General features: G+C 61.3%; 20 protein-coding genes and 1 tRNA gene. 14 read left to right on the top strand and 7 right to left on the bottom strand.

The genetic code is table 11. The features are described 5' to 3' along the window. Positions 1-5 precede the first annotated feature (5 nt). Positions 6-1064 (top strand): Leu/Phe/Val dehydrogenase, encoded by a 1059-nt coding sequence (locus tag GJV18_RS13370; RefSeq protein WP_160346407.1) that lies wholly within the window; start codon positions 6-8, stop codon positions 1062-1064. Between the two features lie 121 nt (positions 1065-1185). Continuing rightward, positions 1186-2580, top strand: a complete 1395-nt coding sequence (locus GJV18_RS13365; RefSeq protein ID WP_160346405.1) for a sodium-dependent transporter — start codon at positions 1186-1188, stop codon at positions 2578-2580. A 126-nt stretch (positions 2581-2706) separates the two neighbouring features. On the opposite strand, the gene GJV18_RS13360 is transcribed toward GJV18_RS13365, so the two are convergent. Beyond that, positions 2707-3186, bottom strand: a complete 480-nt coding sequence (locus GJV18_RS13360) for a GNAT family N-acetyltransferase (RefSeq protein ID WP_160346404.1) — start codon at positions 3184-3186, stop codon at positions 2707-2709. A gap of 114 nt (positions 3187-3300) precedes the next feature. Between GJV18_RS13360 and GJV18_RS13355 the strand changes: the two genes are divergently transcribed. Next, positions 3301-3375 (top strand) — tRNA-Arg (locus tag GJV18_RS13355). A 57-nt stretch (positions 3376-3432) separates the two neighbouring features. On the opposite strand, the gene sstT is transcribed toward GJV18_RS13355, so the two are convergent. Both sstT and GJV18_RS13345 read right to left on the bottom strand, forming a co-directional pair. Then, complete coding sequence (sstT, locus tag GJV18_RS13350; protein ID WP_160346402.1) at positions 3433-4653, bottom strand: serine/threonine transporter SstT; 1221 nt, start codon at positions 4651-4653, stop codon at positions 3433-3435. A 246-nt stretch (positions 4654-4899) separates the two neighbouring features. Further along, positions 4900-5415 (bottom strand): phage infection protein, encoded by a 516-nt coding sequence (locus tag GJV18_RS13345; protein ID WP_160346400.1) that lies wholly within the window; start codon positions 5413-5415, stop codon positions 4900-4902. Between the two features lie 439 nt (positions 5416-5854). On the opposite strand from GJV18_RS13345, the gene GJV18_RS13340 reads away from it, so the two are divergent. From GJV18_RS13340 to GJV18_RS13325, 4 genes are all read left to right on the top strand, one after another. Further along, the gene (locus GJV18_RS13340) at positions 5855-7096 is read left to right on the top strand and encodes a glutamine synthetase family protein (protein ID WP_178113461.1); all 1242 of its coding nucleotides are present in this window, start codon (positions 5855-5857) and stop codon (positions 7094-7096) included. Between the two features lie 74 nt (positions 7097-7170). After that, positions 7171-8475: an MFS transporter gene (locus GJV18_RS13335; RefSeq protein WP_160346396.1), complete on the top strand. Its 1305-nt coding sequence runs from the start codon at positions 7171-7173 to the stop codon at positions 8473-8475. After that, positions 8472-9158 carry a TIGR04283 family arsenosugar biosynthesis glycosyltransferase gene (locus GJV18_RS13330; RefSeq protein ID WP_178113454.1) on the top strand — a complete coding sequence of 229 codons (687 nt, stop codon included), beginning with the start codon at positions 8472-8474 and terminating at the stop codon, positions 9156-9158. The genes GJV18_RS13335 and GJV18_RS13330 overlap by 4 nt, the downstream gene beginning before the upstream one ends. Before the next feature lie 2 nt (positions 9159-9160). Further along, positions 9161-9772, top strand: coding sequence for a TIGR04282 family arsenosugar biosynthesis glycosyltransferase (locus tag GJV18_RS13325; protein ID WP_160346394.1), 612 nt, complete (start codon positions 9161-9163; stop codon positions 9770-9772). 1 nt (position 9773) lies between these two features. On the opposite strand, the gene GJV18_RS13320 is transcribed toward GJV18_RS13325, so the two are convergent. From GJV18_RS13320 to flgA, 4 genes are all read right to left on the bottom strand, one after another. Beyond that, the gene (locus GJV18_RS13320) at positions 9774-10523 is read right to left on the bottom strand and encodes a flagellar brake protein (protein WP_160346392.1); all 750 of its coding nucleotides are present in this window, start codon (positions 10521-10523) and stop codon (positions 9774-9776) included. 79 nt (positions 10524-10602) lie between these two features. After that, positions 10603-11070 (bottom strand): flagella synthesis protein FlgN, encoded by a 468-nt coding sequence (locus GJV18_RS13315; RefSeq protein ID WP_160346390.1) that lies wholly within the window; start codon positions 11068-11070, stop codon positions 10603-10605. A gap of 72 nt (positions 11071-11142) precedes the next feature. Further along, positions 11143-11487 carry a flagellar biosynthesis anti-sigma factor FlgM gene (flgM, locus tag GJV18_RS13310; protein ID WP_160346388.1) on the bottom strand — a complete coding sequence of 115 codons (345 nt, stop codon included), beginning with the start codon at positions 11485-11487 and terminating at the stop codon, positions 11143-11145. Positions 11488-11631: 144 nt separating this feature from the next. Then, a complete protein-coding gene (flgA, locus tag GJV18_RS13305; RefSeq protein ID WP_160346386.1) occupies positions 11632-12390 on the bottom strand; it encodes a flagellar basal body P-ring formation chaperone FlgA in 759 nt (252 codons plus the stop codon). 85 nt (positions 12391-12475) lie between these two features. On the opposite strand from flgA, the gene GJV18_RS13300 reads away from it, so the two are divergent. The 7 genes from GJV18_RS13300 (at position 12476) to GJV18_RS13270 (ending at position 18390) form a co-directional block, all read left to right on the top strand. After that, on the top strand, positions 12476-13408 hold the full coding sequence (locus tag GJV18_RS13300; protein ID WP_160346383.1) for a chemotaxis protein CheV: 933 nt from the start codon (positions 12476-12478) through the stop codon (positions 13406-13408). Between the two features lie 44 nt (positions 13409-13452). After that, positions 13453-14280: a protein-glutamate O-methyltransferase CheR gene (gene cheR / locus GJV18_RS13295; RefSeq protein WP_160346381.1), complete on the top strand. Its 828-nt coding sequence runs from the start codon at positions 13453-13455 to the stop codon at positions 14278-14280. 257 nt (positions 14281-14537) lie between these two features. Continuing rightward, complete coding sequence (gene flgB, locus GJV18_RS13290) at positions 14538-14945, top strand: flagellar basal body rod protein FlgB (protein ID WP_160346379.1); 408 nt, start codon at positions 14538-14540, stop codon at positions 14943-14945. Between the two features lie 13 nt (positions 14946-14958). Next, positions 14959-15402 (top strand): flagellar basal body rod protein FlgC, encoded by a 444-nt coding sequence (gene flgC / locus GJV18_RS13285; protein ID WP_160346377.1) that lies wholly within the window; start codon positions 14959-14961, stop codon positions 15400-15402. 21 nt (positions 15403-15423) lie between these two features. Continuing rightward, a complete protein-coding gene (flgD, locus tag GJV18_RS13280) occupies positions 15424-16089 on the top strand; it encodes a flagellar hook assembly protein FlgD (RefSeq protein ID WP_160346375.1) in 666 nt (221 codons plus the stop codon). Positions 16090-16133: 44 nt separating this feature from the next. Beyond that, on the top strand, positions 16134-17450 hold the full coding sequence (gene flgE / locus GJV18_RS13275; RefSeq protein ID WP_160346373.1) for a flagellar hook protein FlgE: 1317 nt from the start codon (positions 16134-16136) through the stop codon (positions 17448-17450). Between the two features lie 199 nt (positions 17451-17649). Continuing rightward, positions 17650-18390 carry a flagellar basal body rod protein FlgF gene (locus GJV18_RS13270; protein ID WP_160346371.1) on the top strand — a complete coding sequence of 247 codons (741 nt, stop codon included), beginning with the start codon at positions 17650-17652 and terminating at the stop codon, positions 18388-18390. Positions 18391-18431 lie beyond the last annotated feature (41 nt).

Raw genomic sequence — 18431 nt, 5'->3', positions numbered from 1 at the left:
CACCGATGTCTGTCTTTACCCATATCGACTTCGACCACCACGAGCAGGTGGTCTATGGCCATGACCAGGCCAGCGGCCTGAAAGCCATTATCGCCATCCACGACAGCAGCCTCGGCCCGGCTCTGGGCGGCTGCCGCATGTGGAACTATGCCAATGACGATGAAGCACTGCGCGATGTGCTGCGCCTGTCGCGCGGCATGACCTACAAGTCGGCCCTGGCGCGCCTGCCCCTGGGTGGCGGCAAGGCGGTGATCATCGGCGATCCGCACACCGGCAAGAGCGAAGCGCTGTTTCAGGCCATGGGCGATTTCGTCGACAGCCTCGGCGGGCGCTATATCACCGCCGCCGATTCCGGTACCGGCGTGGCCGAGATGCAGATCATGGCCGAGCGCACCCGCCATGTGGCCGGGGCAGGGCAGCGCGAGGCCTTCGACGGCGGCAGCCGCGACGGCGACCCGTCGCCGTCCACCGCCTATGGTGTGTTCGTCGGTATCCAGGCGGCGGTGGCCCATCGTCTGGGTCGTAGCGATCTGCAGGGCATTCGCGTGGCCATCCAGGGTGTCGGCCAGGTCGGTTTCGGCCTGGCCAAGCTGCTCAAGGCCGCTGGCGCCCAGTTGTGGGTGACCGATATCCAGCCGGCTAATGTGCAGCGCGCCGTCGAGCAGCTGGGCGCCACGGCCGTGGGACAGAACGATATCTACGGCCTGGATGTGGACGTCTTCGCCCCCTGCGCCCTGGGCGCCATCGTCAACCCGCAGACCCTGGAAGCCCTGCGCGCGCCGATCATCGCCGGCGCGGCCAACAACCAGCTGGCCGACGCCAGCCTGGCCGAGACCCTGCGTCGCCGCGAGTGCCTGTATGCACCGGACTACGCGATCAATGCCGGCGGCATTATCGATGTGTGTTACGAGCGCACCGGCGGCAGCGTCGCCCAGCTCAAGGCGCATATCGAAGGCATCGGCCCGACCTTGACGGAGATCTTCCAGCGTGCCGCGGACGAGGGCGTGACCACCAGCGAGATTGCCGACCGCATGGCCCGCGAACGCCTGCAACGCGGCCTGTGAGCCGTAGGGTGGATGACGCTTCACCCATCCACCATTGCGAATGGGCGGTGGATGATAAAAGCGTCATCCACCCTACGCCCGATTCCCTGACTTTTTCACAACAACAAGAGGGTAAAACCCGATGAGTCAAGACAGCATCGCCGCCACCTCCCTGGCCGGCTCCCGCAATGATGGCAAGCGTGGCTTATGGTCGTCGCGCTGGGCCTTTATCCTGGCCGCCACCGGTTCGGCCGTGGGCCTGGGCAATATCTGGAAGTTTCCCTATATCACCGGCGAGAACGGCGGCGGTGCCTTTGTTCTGGTCTACCTGGCGTGCATCCTGGTGATCGGCATTCCATTGCTGATGGCCGAGGTGATGATCGGCCGGCGCGGCCGCGCCAACCCCGAAGGTGCCATCGCGGCCATGGCCCGGGAGGCCGGTGCCAGCCAGCACTGGCGCTGGCTGGGCACATTGGCGGTTATCTGCGGCTTTCTGATCCTGAGCTTCTATGCGGTGGTGGCGGGCTGGGCCCTGGCCTATACCCCGGCTGCTGCCAGCGGCGCCTTCGCCGGGCTGGATGGCGAAGCCAGCGGTGCACTGTTCGGTGCGCTACTGGCCAACCCCTGGAAACTGGCCGGCTACGGCACCCTGGTGCTGGTGTTGACCCTGGGTATTGTCGCCTGTGGCGTGCGCGACGGCCTGGAGCGTTCCCTGCGCTTTCTGATGCCGGGGCTGTTCGTGTTGCTGCTGATTCTGGTGGGCTATGCCGCGACCACCGGGCACTTTATGCAGGCCGTGCATTTTCTGTTTGATGCCGATTTCAGCAAGCTCAGTGGCACCGGAGTGTTGGTGGCCCTGGGTCATGCCTTCTTTACCCTGAGCCTGGCCAGCGGCGCGATGATGGCCTACGGCTCCTACCTGCCGGCTGGCACCTCGATCGCCAAGACCTCGATCATGGTGGCTATTGCCGATACAGGTGTGGCCTTGTTGGCCGGGCTGGCGATCTTCCCGCTGGTATTTGCCAACGGCCTGGAGCCGGGGGCCGGACCGGGACTGATCTTCGTCACCCTGCCGATCGCCTTCGGCCAGATGCCCCTGGGCCAGGTGGTCGGCGGGCTGTTCTTTATCATGCTGGCCATCGCCGCCCTGACTTCGGCCATCTCCCTGAGCGAGCCGACCATCGCCTGGCTGAGCGAGAAGTTCGGGATCAGCCGTCTCAAGGCGGTGCTGTGCAGCGGTGCGGCGCTGTGGCTGCTCAGTCTGGGCACGGTGTTTTCCTTCAATGCCTGGAGCGAGGTCACCCTGTTTGGCAAGACCTTCTTCGACAGCCTGGACTTTCTGACCACCAACCTGATGATGCCCCTGGGCGGCCTGGCCACCGTGCTGTTTACCGGCTGGGTACTGAGCCGCAAGACCGTGCAGGAGTCTCTGGGTATCGACCAGCCGCAGCTGTTCAACCTGTGGTGGCAGTTGCTGCGCTTTATCACCCCGGTGGCCATTCTGGTGGTGTTCCTGCATAGCCTCGGCGTGTTCTAAATTGTGGATGGATAAGGCGTTGTCCACCCTACGGCAGGCCTCGCGTAGGGTGGATAACGCGCCGTTAATCCACCCCGGCCAGCTCGGAGTAGGGTGGAAAACCGCGAAGCGTTTTCCATCAGCGGTTTAGGCCAGGGTCAGCGCCAGGCTGACGCCGTGAGGCTTAAAGCCCTGCTTTTCATAAAAGCGGTGCGCCGCCTCGCGGCTCTGGTTGCTGGACAGCGCCAGCTTGTAGCAACCCCAGGCCCTGGCCTTGTCCACGGCGCTGCGCAGCAGCGCCTGGCCGATGCCCAGGCCGCGGGCGTCGCTGTGCACCACCACATCTTCGAGAATCGCCGAGCGGGCGAAGTTGTGTGCCAGGTGATCAATACGGTGCAGGCTGCAGGTGCCCAGTAGCTGGCCGCCGCGTTCGGCCACCAGCACCAGGCAGTGGCTGGGCAGCTCGCCCAGGCGCAGGGCCAGCAACCTGGCATCGGCCCTGGGTTCTTCCGGGGCCAGCTGTTGCAGCAGGACGGCCAGGGCCTGGGCGTCGGTGACGCTGGCGGCGCGCAGGCTGTAGTCGGCAAAGGGCGAGTCGGGCAGGTGTGAAGGGTTGGCCGGGTGCATGGCGGTCTCCGCTGGTTTTGCTCCAGTATGGCCAAGCCAAGGTGGCAGTGGCATGACAAACCCATTCAGGCCCGCTAAGATGCCGCCCGGCCGCGGGCTAAGCCCGCCGGCCCTGTCCCCTTAGTTCAACGGATAGAATAAGCCCCTCCTAAGGGCTAGATGCTGGTTCGATTCCAGCAGGGGACGCCACTTAAGAAAACAAAAAGGCTTACGCACTGCGTAAGCCTTTTTTGTTTGCGCGGGTGTTTAGCGGCGCTGCTCTTCGCCCATACAGGCCGCAGCGGTAAACAGGGCATCGGTGGAGGAGTTCAGCGCGGTTTCCGCCGAGTCCTGGACGATGCCGATGATAAAGCCCACGGCTACCACCTGCATGGCCACCTCATTGGGAATGCCGAACAGGCTGCAGGCCAGGGGGATCAGCAACAGCGAACCGCCAGCCACGCCCGAAGCGCCACAGGCGCTGACCGCCGCCAGCAGGCTGAGCAGCAGGGCGGTGGGCAGATCCACCGCGATACCCAGGGTATGCACCGCGGCCAGGGTCAGCACGCTGATGGTGATGGCGGCGCCGGCCATATTGATGGTGGCGCCCAGGGGAATGGACACCGAGTAGGTTTCCTCGTGCAGGCCCAGGCGCTGGCACAGTTGCAGGTTGACCGGGATATTGGCCGCCGAACTGCGGGTGAAGAAGGCGGTCAAGCCGCTTTCACGCAGGCAGGTAAAGACCAGCGGGTAGGGGTTGCGACGGATCTTCCAGGCCACCAGCAGCGGGTTGATCACCAGGGCAACGAACAGCATGCACCCCACCAGAACGAGCAGCAGGTGCAGATAGTCGAGCAGCGCGCCCATGCCGGACTCGGCCAGGGTTGCGGCCACCAGACCGAAGATGCCCAGCGGCGCCAGATGGATCACCAGCTTGACGATATGGGTCACGGCTGCGGCCAGGTCACTGAGCAGCTGCTTGCTGGCGGCATTGGCCTGGCGCAGGGCAAAGCCCAGACCGATGGCCCAGGCTAGAATGCCGATAAAGTTGCCCGTGAGCAGGGCGTTGACCGGGTTGTCCACGGCCTTGAACAGCAAGGTCTTGAGCACCTCGGCGATGCCGCCTGGAGGCGTCAGGGCGGCGTCGGTGCTGGCCAGGGTCAGGCTGGAGGGGAAGGCAAAGCTGGCCGCCACGGCGATCATTGCGGCGCTGAAAGTGCCGATCAGGTACAGCAGCAGGATCGGGCGGATATGGCTCTGTTGGCCCTGCTGATGGTTGGCGATGGAGGCGGCCACCAGCACAAAGACCAGCACCGGCGCCACGGCCTTGAGGGCAGAGACGAAGACATCGCCAAGCAGACCGACGCTGCCTGCGCTTTGCGGCATGAACAGGGCCAGGGTGATGCCGGCGATCAGGCCGACGAGGATTTGCAGTACCAGGCTGGTGCGGGTAAAGACGTGCAGGAGAGGGTGTTGAGCAGCGGACATGGCGGGCGTCTCGGAGCAGGTAGCTGAACCGGTGATCTCTGGGCGAGCCTGTCGTTGCGGCTATGCATGTGGCTGATGGCTGCGCCAGGACGGTTGCGGGGGTGTTGATGGGGCTTTCGGCCAGACCTGTCTGCCCGGCCAGAAAAATAGCCGGCGACTTTAGCACAACGCCGCCATGTATGGGCTGTGCCAGGAAGGCAATAGCCAGGCGCCGGTTTCGGCGCCTGGAAAGGCTGGGGCTATGCTTTAGACGCTGCGTTTGCTCAGGGTTCGCTCGGCGCCACCTTCGGCAATACGGTTGCGACCTACACGATCAGCGCCGTCTTCGGCGACTTTCAGGCGTTGCTGCAGGCGCTCGGCACCCCCTTCGGTGATGCGGTTGCGACCTACACGATCAGCGCCGTCTTCGACGATTTTCAGGCGTTGCTGCAGGCGCTCGGCACCCCCTTCAGCGATACGGTTGCGACCTGCACGATCAGCGCCGTCTTCGGCGACCTTCAGGCGTTGCTGCAGGCGTTCGGCACCCCCTTCGGCGATACGGTTGCGGCCTACACGATCAGCGCCGTCTTCGGCGATTTTCAAGCGCTGCTGCAGGCGCTCGGCACCGCCCTCGGCCAGGGTCTTGAGACCGAGGTTTTCCAACGTCTGCAGGCTGCTGTCGCGGCTTTCGCCCAGCAGGGGTTGAGGCAGGCTTGGTGGTAGGGCAAAAGCGCCTGCGGACAGGCTGGTGAGTAGCAGGGCAGAGAGGATTTGCTTTTTCATCTTCAGGCTCCGTAGGGGCGGTAAGTGAGTACGGGGCCCATGATACTTACGAAAATTTGATCAAGAAGTGCAGTCTGGGCATGGTAATAATCGATGGCCTTGATAGTTGTATTTATTTATTAAAAATCAATTACTTGGAATATTTTTAGGTCAGACTTTAGGCGCTCTTATAGCGAGTATTGCCCGGTTTTTAATATCTAATTGATTGATGCTTATGCCGGTGAACATTGGCCAACGACTCGGAATAGCGCCTCGTGCTTGAAATTTCGAACATGCGCTGCGTATTTTGTTCGCCTGGGCCGGACTGGCGGCTATGCATAGATAAGGACAACAGCAGATGAGTAGCCTTGGACGCGCGAACCTGATTGAGTTGCTGCGCGGTGTTGATGAGATTGAGTGTGTGACCCCGGATCTCAATGGGGTGCCGCGGGGCAAGGTGATGACGGCCGAGGGCTTTCTTGAGGGGAGGCGCCTGCAGTTGGCCCGAGGTGTATTGCTGCAATGCATCATGGGCGGTTACCCGGCGGCGCGTTTCTATGGCAGTGACGATGGTGACCTGGCGTTGAATGCTGCGCCGGGCCAGGTACATCGCCTGCCTTGGAGTGATACGCCGCGGGCCCTGGCCATCTGTGATGCCGATGAGCTGGATGGGCGCAGTTCGGGTTTGTCCACCCGTGGGCTGCTGAAAAAAGTGCTGGCTCGTTACGCCGAGCATGGCTGGCAACCGGTGGTGGCCACCGAGCTGGAGTTCTTTGTCTTTGCCGCCAACCCCGACCCGTTGCAGCCGTTCCAGCCGCCGCTGGGGCTGGATGGGCGGCGCGAGGATGGCGGCTCGGCCTTCAGCGTCAGCTCCAACAATGGTCTGCGGCCCTTCTTCAGCGAGGTCTATCGCTGCATGGAAGCGCTGGGGCTGCCGCGTGACACCTTTATGCATGAGATGGGCGTCAGCCAGTTCGAGATCAACCTGCTGCATGGTGATGCCTTGTTGCTGGCCGATCAGACCCTGCTGTTCAAGCACCTGCTCAAGGAGGTGGGTCTCAAGCATGGCCTCAATGTGGTGTGCATGGCCAAACCCCTGGCGCACACCCCGGGCAGTTCCATGCATATTCACCAGAGCGTGGTGGAGCAGGGCAGTGGGCGCAATATCTTCACCGCCGAGGATGGCCAGCCGACCCCGGCGTTCTCTCACTTTATCGGCGGTCAGCAGGCGGCGCTGGCGGATTTCACCTTGCTGTTCGCGCCCCATGTGAATTCCTATCAGCGCCTCTGTCATCCCTATGCGTCGCCCAACAACGCCTGCTGGTCCGAGGACAATCGCGCTGCCGGCCTGCGCATTCCGGCCAGCTCGCCGGCTGCACGGCGGGTGGAGAACCGTCTGCCCGGTGCTGATGCCAACCCTTACCTGGCCCTGGCCGCCAGTCTGGCCGCCGGGCTCTATGGTATCGAGCAGCAGCTTGCGCCCAGCCCGTCGATCCAGGGCGAGTTCGAAGTGCCCGAGCATTTGCGGCTACCCTGTACCATGCATGCAGCCATCGAGCGCCTGGAGCGTAGTCACCTGGCCCGTGAACTGTTCGGCGCCGAGTTTATCGAAGGCTATATCGCTACCAAGACGCTGGAGCTGACCAGCTTCTTCGATGAGATTACCCCCTGGGAACGCCGTGTTCTGGCTGCCCAGGCCTGAGCAGATCCTGGTGATCTGAGTTATTCCCGTCGGTTTATGCGCCGGCGGCCCAACAAGGAGCCCGGCGCCGCCCCATGAGCCTGATTCTCAAATCCTTCAGTTCGCTGTATTTCGCCACTCTGCTGATGCTGCTCGGTTCGGGTCTGCTCAGCACCTATCTCGGCCTGCGCCTGTCGGAGAGCGCCGATGGCCTGTGGGTCGGTGCGCTGATGACGGCCAACTACCTGGGCCTGGTGCTGGGCGGCAAGCTGGGGCACAGGCTGATCGCCCGGGTTGGGCATATCCGCGCCTATGTGGCCTGCGCCGGGGTGGTGACGGCGGCTGTGTTGGTGCATGGGCTGACGGACTGGTTGCCGGCCTGGTTGCTGCTGCGCATGCTGGTGGGTCTGTGCATGATGTGTCAGTACATGGTGATCGAGAGCTGGCTGAATGAGCAGGCCGAAGGCAGTCAGCGAGGGCAGGTGTTTGCCGGCTACATGGGCGCTTCCTATCTGGGACTGATCCTGGGGCAGCTGGTGCTGGTGGTGCATCCCGGTCTGGGCGTGGAGCTGCTGATGGGGGTGGCGCTGTGCTTTGCCCTGTGCCTGGTGCCGGTGGCCCTGACCCGCAAGCTGCACCCTGCGCCGCTGCATCCGGCACCGCTGGATATACGCTTCTTCCTGGGGCGGGTGCCGCTGTCGTTGACCACCATTGCCGTGGCCGGCTTGCTGATCGGTGCCTTCTATGGCCTGGCACCGCTCTATGGCACGCGCATTGGCCTGTCCACCGAGCAGATCGGTCTGTTTATGGGTAGCTGCATCCTGGCGGGGCTGCTGGTGCAGTGGCCTCTGGGGTGGTTGTCGGACCGGCGTGATCGCACCGTGCTGATCCGCAGTTGCAGTGCGGTGCTGGCGCTGGCCGCCTTGCCCCTGGCGCTGTTGCCACAGCCACTGTTGCCCCTGCTGTTCGCCGTCGGTTTTGCTGTCTGTGCCCTGCAGTTCAGCCTGTATCCGCTGGCCGTGGCCTTGGCCAACGACCATGTGGAGGCCGAGCGGCGGGTATCCCTGACGGCCATGCTGCTGGTCACCTTTGGCGTCGGCGCCAGTATCGGGCCGCTGCTGGCCGGGGTGCTGATGCGTTTTGTCGGTGCCAATATGCTCTATGCCTTTGTCAGTGTCTGCGCCTTGATCCTGGTCTGGCGTGTGCGGCCGGAGCGGGTCACTCACCTGCATCAGGTCGAGGATGCGCCGCTGCATCACATTCCCATGCCGGATAGCACGGCCAGCTCGCCTCTGGCAGCGGCCCTCGACCCGCGGGTGGATGAGCAGCTGGTGCAGGAGCAGATGCAGGACGGCGATGCCGTGCAGGCGGATCAGACCGAGCAGGCGCAGGCACGGTGACGCCTTCGCTGAGCATTGTGATCCCGGCGCGCAATGAGGCCCAGGCATTGCCGTTGCTGTTGGCCGATCTGGCTGAGCTGCGAGGCGCTGGCGCCGAACTGTTGCTGGTGGACGGCGGCAGTCAGGATGGCACCTGTGCCCTGGCCGAGGGCCGGGTTGATAGAGTGCTGCATTGTGCGCCGGGTCGGGCCAGGCAAATGAATCTGGGTGCGGCAGCAGCCCAGGGCGATTACCTGTGGTTTGTCCATGCCGATACCCGGGTTGGCCCGCAGGCGCTCAAAGCCTTGCAGGCTGCACTACGCCAGCGTCCCCTGTGGGGGCGTTTCGATGTGCGGCTCAGTGGTGGTGGGCTGGCGCTGGGGGTGATCGGTCGTATGATCAGCCTGCGTTCGCGTATCACCGGTATTGCCAGTGGCGACCAGGGTCTCTTTGTCGATCGGCGTCAGTTCGAGGCGTTGGGTGGCTATGCCGACATCCCGTTGATGGAAGATATCGAGTTGTGCCAGCGCCTCAAACGCCGGCAGCGACCGTATTGTCTGCGTGCGGTCTTGCAGACCTCCAGTCGGCGTTGGCAGCAAAACGGGGTCTGGCGCACGGTCTGGCTGATGTGGTGCCTGCGCTTGGCCTACTATTGCGGGACCAGTCCGGAGAAGTTGGCCCGGCGTTATCAGCGAGGAGCTTGAGGATGAGTCTGTCGTTTTCCCTGCATATGCTGGCCCGCGCGCCAGTACCGGGCAAGGTCAAGACACGTCTGATCCCGGCCTTGGGCGAGGAGGGCGCCTGCAGCCTGCAGCAGCTCCTGCTGGAGCGGGCCCTGGCCTTGCCTGCGGCAGATTTCTGCGAGCGCTTTCTATGGCTGGATGATGCCCCTGGCGCAGAGCTGCAAGCTCTGGCCGAGCAGCTTGGCTGGACCCTGATGGAGCAGCCTGCTGGGGATCTGGGCGAGCGTATGCGGCGTATCGCGGCCCTGGGCTTGGCCAGTAGCGATGGGGTGATTCTGATCGGTAATGACTGTCCGGCCCTGGACGGACCCTATCTGGGGCACGCCTGCGCGGCGCTGCACAATCATCCCGTGGTGCTGGGGCCTGCCGAGGACGGTGGCTATGTACTGCTGGGGCTGCGTCGCAGCGACAACCTGCTGTTCAGCGATATGCCCTGGGGCACCGAGCAGGTGCTGGCCATGACCCGGGAGCGCCTGCAGCAGTTGGCCTGGAACCATCATGAGCTGCAGGCCCTGTGGGATGTGGATCGTCCGGAAGACCTGGCGCGTCTAGAGGCGCTGGGCATCCAGATCTGAGTTAGAACAGGCCGTCACTCTCGAAGCGTCGTGCTTCACGCTGCAACTGGTAGACGAAGCGTTCCACCAGGCGCTGCTCATTACCCGCCATGCGGTAGAAGCGCGCGCCGGCAAAGGTAATGTCGAGTTTGTCTTCGTACTGCACATGGCGCAGTTCGATCGGCGTGGTCAGGGCGCCAAAGGGCAGGTGGGCGGTAAAGCGTTCGTATACCTGCCCTGCCTGCAACGCCTCGCTGATATTGCCAGGAAAGCGCAGTTTGCAGCCGGTGGCTGAAATATCCAGCAGTTGACCATTGTAGGTGTCGCGCAGCTTGTCGCTGGCCAGGCTGACCTTGATCAGGTCGGCCTGCTTGAGTGGCGCGCGGAATGCATTGCGGCGCTGGTGGTAGAGCACTTCGTCGGGCAGGGGGCTGATATAGCAGCGCGCGCCTTCATGCTCGCTGATGCGGACCTCATGATCACACTGCCAGGCCACGCGCACGCCGTCATGAAAGGCTTCGACCTTGAACGCTTCGCCGTTCTGCAGGAAACGCTCGCCATCGCGCGGGATCAGTTCGTCAAGGATCAGGCGCTGCTTGTCACGATCCACCTCGATCACATAACTCTGGAATCGCTGATTGCGGCCTTCGAAGGTGATGATCAGGGGGTCGTGGTTCTGTTGCAGGAGGCGCAGGTTGGCCACGATTTCCACAGGTGCCTTGAGCAGCTTGGGGGGTTGCGGGCCATCTTCCTGGCTAAAGGGATTGGACACGGTCCATGAATCTCCGACAAATGCTTGGGTACTAGCATACTGTCAATGTGACAGCATGTCCCTGTACCTTGTTATGGATTCAGGCCTGGCTAAGCGGGCGCTGCTGGGCGATTCTAGCGGCACTACCCCGGCTGTCATAGAGGTTTGGCGTGTCGTTGCCGCGCAGAATGCCGAGGATGCTCTGATTCGAGCTTTGGCTGGAGCGGATTAGCCGGCCATTGCGCAGGTTGGCCGCCTGACAGTGTTGCAGCAACTCGTTGAGCCGTTCAGCCTGGCTCAGCAGCTGTGGGCCGAGGCTGGATTGTGCCGCCAGCTGTTGCAGGCCTTGGCTGTCAGCGCTCAACTGCAACGCATTGAGTAACTGGCTGCGACTGCTGCCATGCTGATCAAGCAGGCTGAGTAGGGGCTGTTTGTCACTCAGGAGTTGCTGCAACTGTTGCAGGTCACGATCCTGCAAATATTGGAATTCGCGATCGATCAGCTCAAGTAGCTGCTCGGCCGTACCGATATCCTGAGTGAAGAGATCCAGCAGGGTTTGGTCGTGCATGATGGGTTCCGGGGTGTAAAGCATGGCAGGCATGCTTTATTGGGCGTCCACTACCCCGGCGCAGCCTTGAGACTAGCGCTGGGATTCGAAATTCAGCAGCTTGCTGGCAACGCGTTGGCTGTCGACCTGATAGCTGCCTTCGGCGATGGCTTGCTTGAGCTGAGCCACGCGCTCTTTGTTGACTGTAGGTTGGTCGCGCAGCTTTTCGCTGATCTTCTGCAGCTGCTGGGCTTCGCGGCTCAGTTGAACGGACTCGCCGCTCTTGCTCGCAGTAGTTGCCTGTTCGCTGGCAGTGGCGGGCGCTGCAGGTTGTTTGCTCGTGACGGCCTCATTCTGGACACCGGGCTGAGCACTGCCAGTACGCCCCGAATTGGCTGGCGTAGTGGCGTTGTTGGGCCGGTTGAAATCGATGACCATGATGCAAAACCTCGAACAGTGTTTGGACGCTTGCCTAGCTTGTCGGCGTTGCCCGCGAAAACTTTAGAAGAAAATTCGCAGCTCGGCAGGGGCCTCAACCACAGTGTAGAAAATCCTTGGGTAAATACTAAACAAGATTCGTGCCTACATGGCCACTTCCACCTGTCCCGGGCCTGTCACCCGAGCGCGTACCACCCGGTTGGAGCGCTGGTTGCGCACGCGTATCTGCTGGCCGATGGTGCCGTCACTCAAGGCCTCGCCGGGCATTCTAACGCTGATGCTGCCGCTGCGGGCGCTGATCACCACCTGATCACCGCGGCGCACAACTTCGGCCGGTTGCAAGTATGCGGGTGTCAGTACCTGATCGGGTAGCAGGGGGCGTGTCAATTTTTTGCCAACTGCCTGCTTGAGTGCGTTCAGGTAGCCCTGGCTGATCAAGCCGACATCCCGCTCGGCCATGGCCAGGTCGCTTGCCGTCAAGATGGCGTCACGCTTGAGTGGGCGTACCGCCGTGACCACTTCCCGATACAGGCGCACTTGGCCAGGTACGAAGACCGTCCAGGGTGAGCTGCCGTTGCAGCGTACGCGCAGGGTCACCCGGCCAATGGGTTCGGCGGGGCTTTCCAGGCTGATGCTCAGTTCCTGGTCGCATTGCGGCAGGCGTAGTCGGGGGTCCAGGCGGTTGATCTGAATCTCATGGCGACCCTGGATATTGCTACGCTGCAGATAATTGCCCACTGCCTGCTCAAGAAAGCTCTGGCTGGCGCCGATAAGTTGCTCGGGTAGGGTGGCATTGGCCGCGCTGCAGATGCTGTAGCCGAATGTCAGCAAAGCGGGTAAAACTGCTCGCCAATGGCGGCACTTTGCCAGGCGGTGTCGGTAACTTGTCGTTTCAGTATTCATGCAGGTCGTTTAGCAAGGTGCGTGCCGCCTGCTACGCTAACGATTAATGCATGATCAGTAGTGCTCTCATATAAGGAGCTTGGGTATGGCCGGTGTGATGGATTCGGTTAACCAACGTACTCAGTTGGTTGGTCAGAATCGCCTGGAGTTGTTGCTGTTCCGCTTGGGGGGCAGCCAGCTGTATGGGATCAATGTGTTCAAGGTGAAGGAGGTGCTGCAGTGCCCCAAACTCACCATCATGCCCAAGTCCAGCCGAGTCGTGCGTGGGGTGGCCAATATCCGCGGCGGCACCATCCCGATTCTGGATCTGTCCATGGCCACCGGTAATGCGCCGCTGGAGAATATCGACAGCAGTTTTGTGATCATTACCGAATACAACACCAAGGTGCAGGGTTTCCTGGTGCAGTCGGTTGAGCGCATCGTCAACATGAACTGGGAATCGATTCATCCGCCACCCAAGGGGACCGGCCGTGACCACTATCTGACGGCGGTCACCCATCTGGATGACAAGATGGTGGAAATCATTGATGTGGAGAAAATTCTCGCGGAGGTCGCGCCGACTTCCGAGGTGATTTCCGAGGGGGTGATTGACGAACAGACCCAGGCCCGCGCGGTAAGCATGCGCGTGCTGACCTGCGATGATTCGTCGGTGGCGCGCAAGCAGGTCACGCGCTGCCTGGAGACGGTCGGGGTAGAAGTGGTGGCGCTCAACGATGGACGTCAGGCGCTGGAGTACCTCAAGACCATGGCCGATGAAGGCAAGAACCCGGCCGAGGAGTTTCTGATGCTGATTTCCGATATCGAAATGCCGGAAATGGATGGCTACACCCTGACGGCTGAAATACGTGCTGATCCCCGCATGAACAAATTGCACGTGATCCTGCATACTTCACTGTCTGGCGTGTTCAATCAGGCCATGGTCAAGAAGGTGGGGGCGGATGACTTCCTTGCCAAATTCCGCCCTGATGATTTGGCCGCGCGAGTGGTCGAGCGCATCAAGCTAGCGGCTGGGGACTGAGGGCTTGGCCCTCAGTGAATACTATGTTTGTCGAGGCCTCGCGAGTGTCTACAGGTAATTTGGATTTCGAGCAGTTCCGGACTTTCCTGGAAAAAGCTTGTGGCATTCTGCTGGGAAGCAACAAGCAGTACCTGGTTTCCAGTCGTCTCAACAAGCTGATGGAGCAGAACAGCATCAAGTCCCTCGGGGAGTTGGTGCAGCGCATGCAAAGCCAGCCGCGCAGTGGCCTGCGCGAGCAGGTGGTGGATGCCATGACCACCAACGAAACCCTCTGGTTTCGTGATACCTACCCCTTCGAGGTGTTGAAGAACCGGGTTCTGCCGGAAATGATCAAGGCCAGCCCGGGTCAGCGTATGCGCATCTGGTCGGCGGCTTGCTCTTCGGGACAGGAGCCCTACTCCCTGTCGATGAGCATTGATGAGTTCGAGAAAACCAATATCGGCCAGCTCAAGGCCGGGGCGCAGATAGTGGCCACGGATCTGTCGCCGTCGATGTTGATCAACTGCAAGTCCGGCGAGTACGACAGCCTGGCCATGGGCCGAGGGTTATCCCAAGAGCGTTTGCAGCGTTACTTCGATCCCAAGGGGCCCGGACGCTGGGTGGTCAAGCCGGCGATCAAGAGCCGTATCGAGTTCCGCCCGCTGAACCTGCTCGACAGCTATGCCGCGCTGGGCAAGTTTGACATCGTCTTTTGCCGCAATGTGCTGATCTATTTTTCGGCGGAGGTGAAGAAGGACATCCTGACGCGCATCCATGCCCAGCTCAAGCCCGGTGGCTACCTCTTCCTGGGGGCTTCCGAAGCGCTCAACGGGTTGCCTCATCTCTATCAGATGGTGCAGTGCAGCCCGGGCATTATCTACAAGGCCAAATAACAATCAGTTGTTGGACAGCGAAGCGGGAGGCCATGGCCTCCCGTTTTTTTGCCTGTGATTTGCCATAGGTCGCTACAGCAGCCTTGCCGATTGCCGCAAGCGTTGCCCGCAAGCGGAAAAGCTTTGCCGCTTACGGCCGAATGACACCTGAAAATATCTATAAGAGATTGATAAATAACAATAAAAAATAATGGCACGGCCATTGCTTTAAGACTTGCACGGAAAACGAGCAGGGCCCTAAGGGCAAAGGTTTGACCATGAGCATCAGCTTCGATCGTGCACTGGGTATCCATGAAAAGGCGCTCGGCTTTCGTGCCCAGCGCGCCGAGGTACTGGCCAATAACATCGCCAATGCCGATACGCCGCATTACAAGGCGCGTGACCTGGACTTTGCCACTGTCCTGGCGGAACAGAGCAACAAGAGCGCGCGTGGCCCGGTCAGCCTGAACCGCACGGATAGCAAGCACATTGCCGCTGAGGGTATCTCCAGCGGCGAAGCCGGTCTGCTCTATCGCAGCCCCCTGCACGCTTCGATCGACCAGAACACGGTTGACCTGCAGATCGAGCAGTCCAACTACGCGGAAAACGCGGTGCATTTCCAAGCCAGCTTTACCCTGCTCAACAGCAAATTCAAAGGGCTGGTTAGCGCCCTGCGCGGCGAATAAAGGAGCCTGAGCCATGTCACTTGCCAATGTATTCAACATCGCCGGTAGCGGCATGAGTGCCCAGAGCACTCGCCTGAATACCATCTCCAGCAATATCGCCAATGCCGAGACGGTGTCTTCGAGCATCGATCAGACCTACCGCGCCCGTCATCCGGTGTTCGCCACCGTGTTCCAGCAGGCTCAGGGCAGCGATCGTGGTTCGCTGTTTGCCGAGCAGGATGAAGCCGGTCGCGGCGTGCAGGTATTGGGCATCGTCGAGGATCAGAGCAGCCTGATGCCGCGTTACGAGCCCGACCACCCAGCCGCCGATGAAGGCGGTTATGTCTACTACCCCAACGTCAATGTGGTGGAGGAGATGGCCAATATGATTTCGGCCAGCCGTGCCTTCCAGACCAATGTCGAGATGATGAACACCGCCAAGCAGATGCTGCAGCGCGTACTGACCCTGGGTCAGTAAACCACCAGTGAGGATGACAGGATGAGCACGGTAAGCGGCGTCAGTTCGGCACTCGATCAGTACCAGATCAAGCAGGACACCACGCAGAACAAGGAGCTTGGCAAGAATGAGTTTCTCAATCTGCTGGTGGCCCAGTTGAATAATCAGAATCCGCTGGAGCCCCAGGGCAACGGTGAGTTTATTGCCCAGTTGGCCCAGTTCAGCCAAGTGGAAGGCATTGAGAAGCTGAACTCCAGCATGGGCTCGCTGCTCAGCGGCTATCAGTCCTCCCAGGCGCTGCAGGCTTCCTCCATGGTCGGGCGCAAGGTGATTGTTCCGACCGACAAGGCTGTTGTGGACACCAGCCAGAGTTTCCGCGCCAGCGCGGTGCTGCCCACCAGCAGCAGCAATGTCTTCGTCAACGTCTACAACCAGGCGGGCTCGGTGGTCAGTCGGATCAACCTGGGTGAGCAGGCGGCAGGCAATGTCAGCTTTATCTGGGACGGCAAGGATGCCAGCGGCAATCTGTTGCCGCCCGGCACCTACAAGTTCGAGGCCCAGGCCAGCTACGGCAATGAAACCAAGGGGCTGTACACCATGCTGCCGGCCAATGTGGACAGCGTCACGCTCGGCGGCAGTGAGTTGATGCTCAACCTGGCGGGACTGGGCTCGGTGCCCTTGTCCCAGGTTCAGGTCATCGGTCAGTAACTAACAGGTTCTAGTGGCCGGCAGTTCCGGCAAAGGAGACATCCATGTCATTCAATATCGGTCTGAGTGGTCTGCGGGCGGCGACCAGTGATCTCAACGTAACCGGCAACAATATCGCCAACGCCGGTACGGCTGGGTTCAAGCAGTCGCGTGCCGAGTTTGCCGATGTCTATGCCGCGTCGGTGCTGGGTACGGGCTCCAACCCCCAGGGCAGTGGTGTGCTGCTGGCCAACGTGTCGCAGCTGTTCAATCAGGGCAATATCAACTACACCCAGAACGCCCTCGATCTGGCGATCAATGGCAATGGTTTTTTCGTCACCAGCAACAACGGTGACGTCAGCTATACCCGGGCCGGTTATTTCGGTACGGATCGTGATGGCTTTATGGTGAACAACTTTGGCTACCGCTTGCAGGGTTATACCGTGGACGATGCCGGTAACCTGCAGAACGGCATTGTGGGGGATCTGCGTGTCGAAACGGCCAGTCAGGCGCCGCGGGCGACTGAAAACCTGGAGCAGGTGTTCAACCTGAATTCGACCAATACCGTGCCCACCACCGTGCCGTTCAATCCGGCCGATCCGACCACCTACAATTCGTCGACTTCGACCAATATCTATGACACTCAGGGCAATGCCCACGTCTTTACCCAGTACTTCATCAAGACCGGCCCGAACAGCTGGGATATGAACGTGCTGATCGACGGGCGTAACCCGGATGATCCGACCCTGACCACGCCATCCACCGTGCCACTGACCTTTACCACTTCGGGGCAGTTGGATGTGCCGGCGCTGATCGCCTCGGCGCCCACCGGTTTTACCGTGGATGCCAATGGTCTGATCCAGCTGACCACCTGGGTGCCAGCGGCACCGGATACCTCGGTACCTCCGGTATGGGGTCCCAACGGTGCGGACGCCAGTGCCACTGGGGTGGCCATTGATCTGCGTGGGGCAACCCAGTTTTCCAGCAGTTTTGCGGTCAACAGTGTCAGTCAGGACGGTTACACCACCGGCCAGCTCTCGGGTCTGGAAATTGACGATACCGGCGTGGTGTTTGCCCGCTACACCAACGGCCAGTCGCGGGTTCAGGGGCAGGTGGTCTTGGCCAACTTCGCCAATGTGCAGGGTCTGACCCCGGTGGGCAAGACCGCCTGGGTGCAGTCCTTTGCCTCGGGTGAGCCAGTGGTGGGCACGCCGCGTACCGGAACCCTGGGCGCTCTGCAATCCGGTGCGCTGGAGGACTCCAACGTCGAACTGTCGGATCAGCTGGTCAACCTGATCGTGGCGCAGCGCAACTATCAGGCCAATGCCAAAACCATTGAAACCAACAGTGCGGTGACGCAGACCATTCTCAATATCCGTTGATCCGGCTGAGCGCTTCAGTGAGTCTGCCGCTGGCGGCAAGAAGTCGCCGGTTTGACGTTTTAAAGCCCCCTTGATTGGGGGCTTTTTTAATTTTTCCTTTTAGTTTCAATGTCTTAGCCGTGTTCGTGAAGGGTGGCACGCCCCTTGCTGGTTACTCGCTATAGAGCAGCGGGCCCAAGGCCCATCGCGGAGAGTAACCATGGACAAGATGCTGTATGTCTCCATGACGGGGGCCCACCAGAACACCCTGGCCCAGCGTGCCCACGCCAATAACCTGGCCAACGTGTCGACCACGGGGTTCCGCCGGGATTTTGAACAGGCACGCTCGATGCCGATCTTTGGTGACGGTTATCCGGCGCGGGTCTATGCCATGAGCGAGCGCCCGGGAACTGACTTTACCCCCGGCACCTTGCAGGAGACCGGGCGTGATCTGGACGTGGCCATTGGTGGTCAGGGCTGGTTGGCCGTACAGGCGGCCGATGGCTCGGAGGCCTATGTGCGCACCGCCAGTTTGAATGTGGATGCGCTGGGTGTTCTGCGCACCGGCAATGGCTTGCCGGTAATGGGCAACGCCGGCCCCATTGCCATACCGCCCGAGCAAAAGATCGAGATCGGCCAGGACGGCACCATCAGCATTCGCGCCCTGGGTGAAGCCCCCAGCGTGTTGGCCGAGGTGGATCGTCTGAAGCTGGTCAACCCGGATCTCAAGCAGATGGAGAAGGGCACCGATGGCCTGATCCGCTTCAAGGGTGACGGGGCGGTTGAAGCCGACGCCACGGTGCAGATCACCTCGGGGTTTCTTGAGTCCAGCAACGTCAATGCCGTTACGGAAATGACCGCGATGCTGTCGTTGTCCCGTCAATTCGAACTGCAGGTCAAGATGATGCGCACCGCCGAAGACAATGCGGCGAGCATGGCGCGCCTCTTGCAGATGACCTGATTACCAACGCGCGGCGCCATTAACTAGGCGCCCGAGGAGAA

The sequence above is a fragment of the Pseudomonas xionganensis genome (assembly GCF_009763245.1).
GTDB lineage: Bacteria > Pseudomonadota > Gammaproteobacteria > Pseudomonadales > Pseudomonadaceae > Aquipseudomonas > Aquipseudomonas xionganensis.
This window is presented reverse-complemented; position numbering and strand designations above follow the sequence as displayed.

Coding starts and splice junctions, on each gene's coding strand:
- flgM (WP_160346388.1), bottom strand. CDS start 11,487: ATGGTCATCGATTTCAACCGGCCCAACAACGCCACTACGCCAGCCAAT.
- flgD (WP_160346375.1), top strand. CDS start 15,424: ATGAGCACGGTAAGCGGCGTCAGTTCGGCACTCGATCAGTACCAGATC.
- flgC (WP_160346377.1), top strand. CDS start 14,959: ATGTCACTTGCCAATGTATTCAACATCGCCGGTAGCGGCATGAGTGCC.
- GJV18_RS13360 (WP_160346404.1), bottom strand. CDS start 3,186: ATGCACCCGGCCAACCCTTCACACCTGCCCGACTCGCCCTTTGCCGAC.
- flgE (WP_160346373.1), top strand. CDS start 16,134: ATGTCATTCAATATCGGTCTGAGTGGTCTGCGGGCGGCGACCAGTGAT.
- GJV18_RS13335 (WP_160346396.1), top strand. CDS start 7,171: ATGAGCCTGATTCTCAAATCCTTCAGTTCGCTGTATTTCGCCACTCTG.
- GJV18_RS13365 (WP_160346405.1), top strand. CDS start 1,186: ATGAGTCAAGACAGCATCGCCGCCACCTCCCTGGCCGGCTCCCGCAAT.
- GJV18_RS13340 (WP_178113461.1), top strand. CDS start 5,855: ATGACGGCCGAGGGCTTTCTTGAGGGGAGGCGCCTGCAGTTGGCCCGA.
- GJV18_RS13370 (WP_160346407.1), top strand. CDS start 6: ATGTCTGTCTTTACCCATATCGACTTCGACCACCACGAGCAGGTGGTC.
- GJV18_RS13325 (WP_160346394.1), top strand. CDS start 9,161: ATGAGTCTGTCGTTTTCCCTGCATATGCTGGCCCGCGCGCCAGTACCG.
- GJV18_RS13345 (WP_160346400.1), bottom strand. CDS start 5,415: ATGAAAAAGCAAATCCTCTCTGCCCTGCTACTCACCAGCCTGTCCGCA.
- flgB (WP_160346379.1), top strand. CDS start 14,538: ATGAGCATCAGCTTCGATCGTGCACTGGGTATCCATGAAAAGGCGCTC.
- GJV18_RS13300 (WP_160346383.1), top strand. CDS start 12,476: ATGGCCGGTGTGATGGATTCGGTTAACCAACGTACTCAGTTGGTTGGT.
- sstT (WP_160346402.1), bottom strand. CDS start 4,653: ATGTCCGCTGCTCAACACCCTCTCCTGCACGTCTTTACCCGCACCAGC.
- GJV18_RS13270 (WP_160346371.1), top strand. CDS start 17,650: ATGGACAAGATGCTGTATGTCTCCATGACGGGGGCCCACCAGAACACC.
- flgA (WP_160346386.1), bottom strand. CDS start 12,390: ATGAATACTGAAACGACAAGTTACCGACACCGCCTGGCAAAGTGCCGC.
- GJV18_RS13315 (WP_160346390.1), bottom strand. CDS start 11,070: ATGCACGACCAAACCCTGCTGGATCTCTTCACTCAGGATATCGGTACG.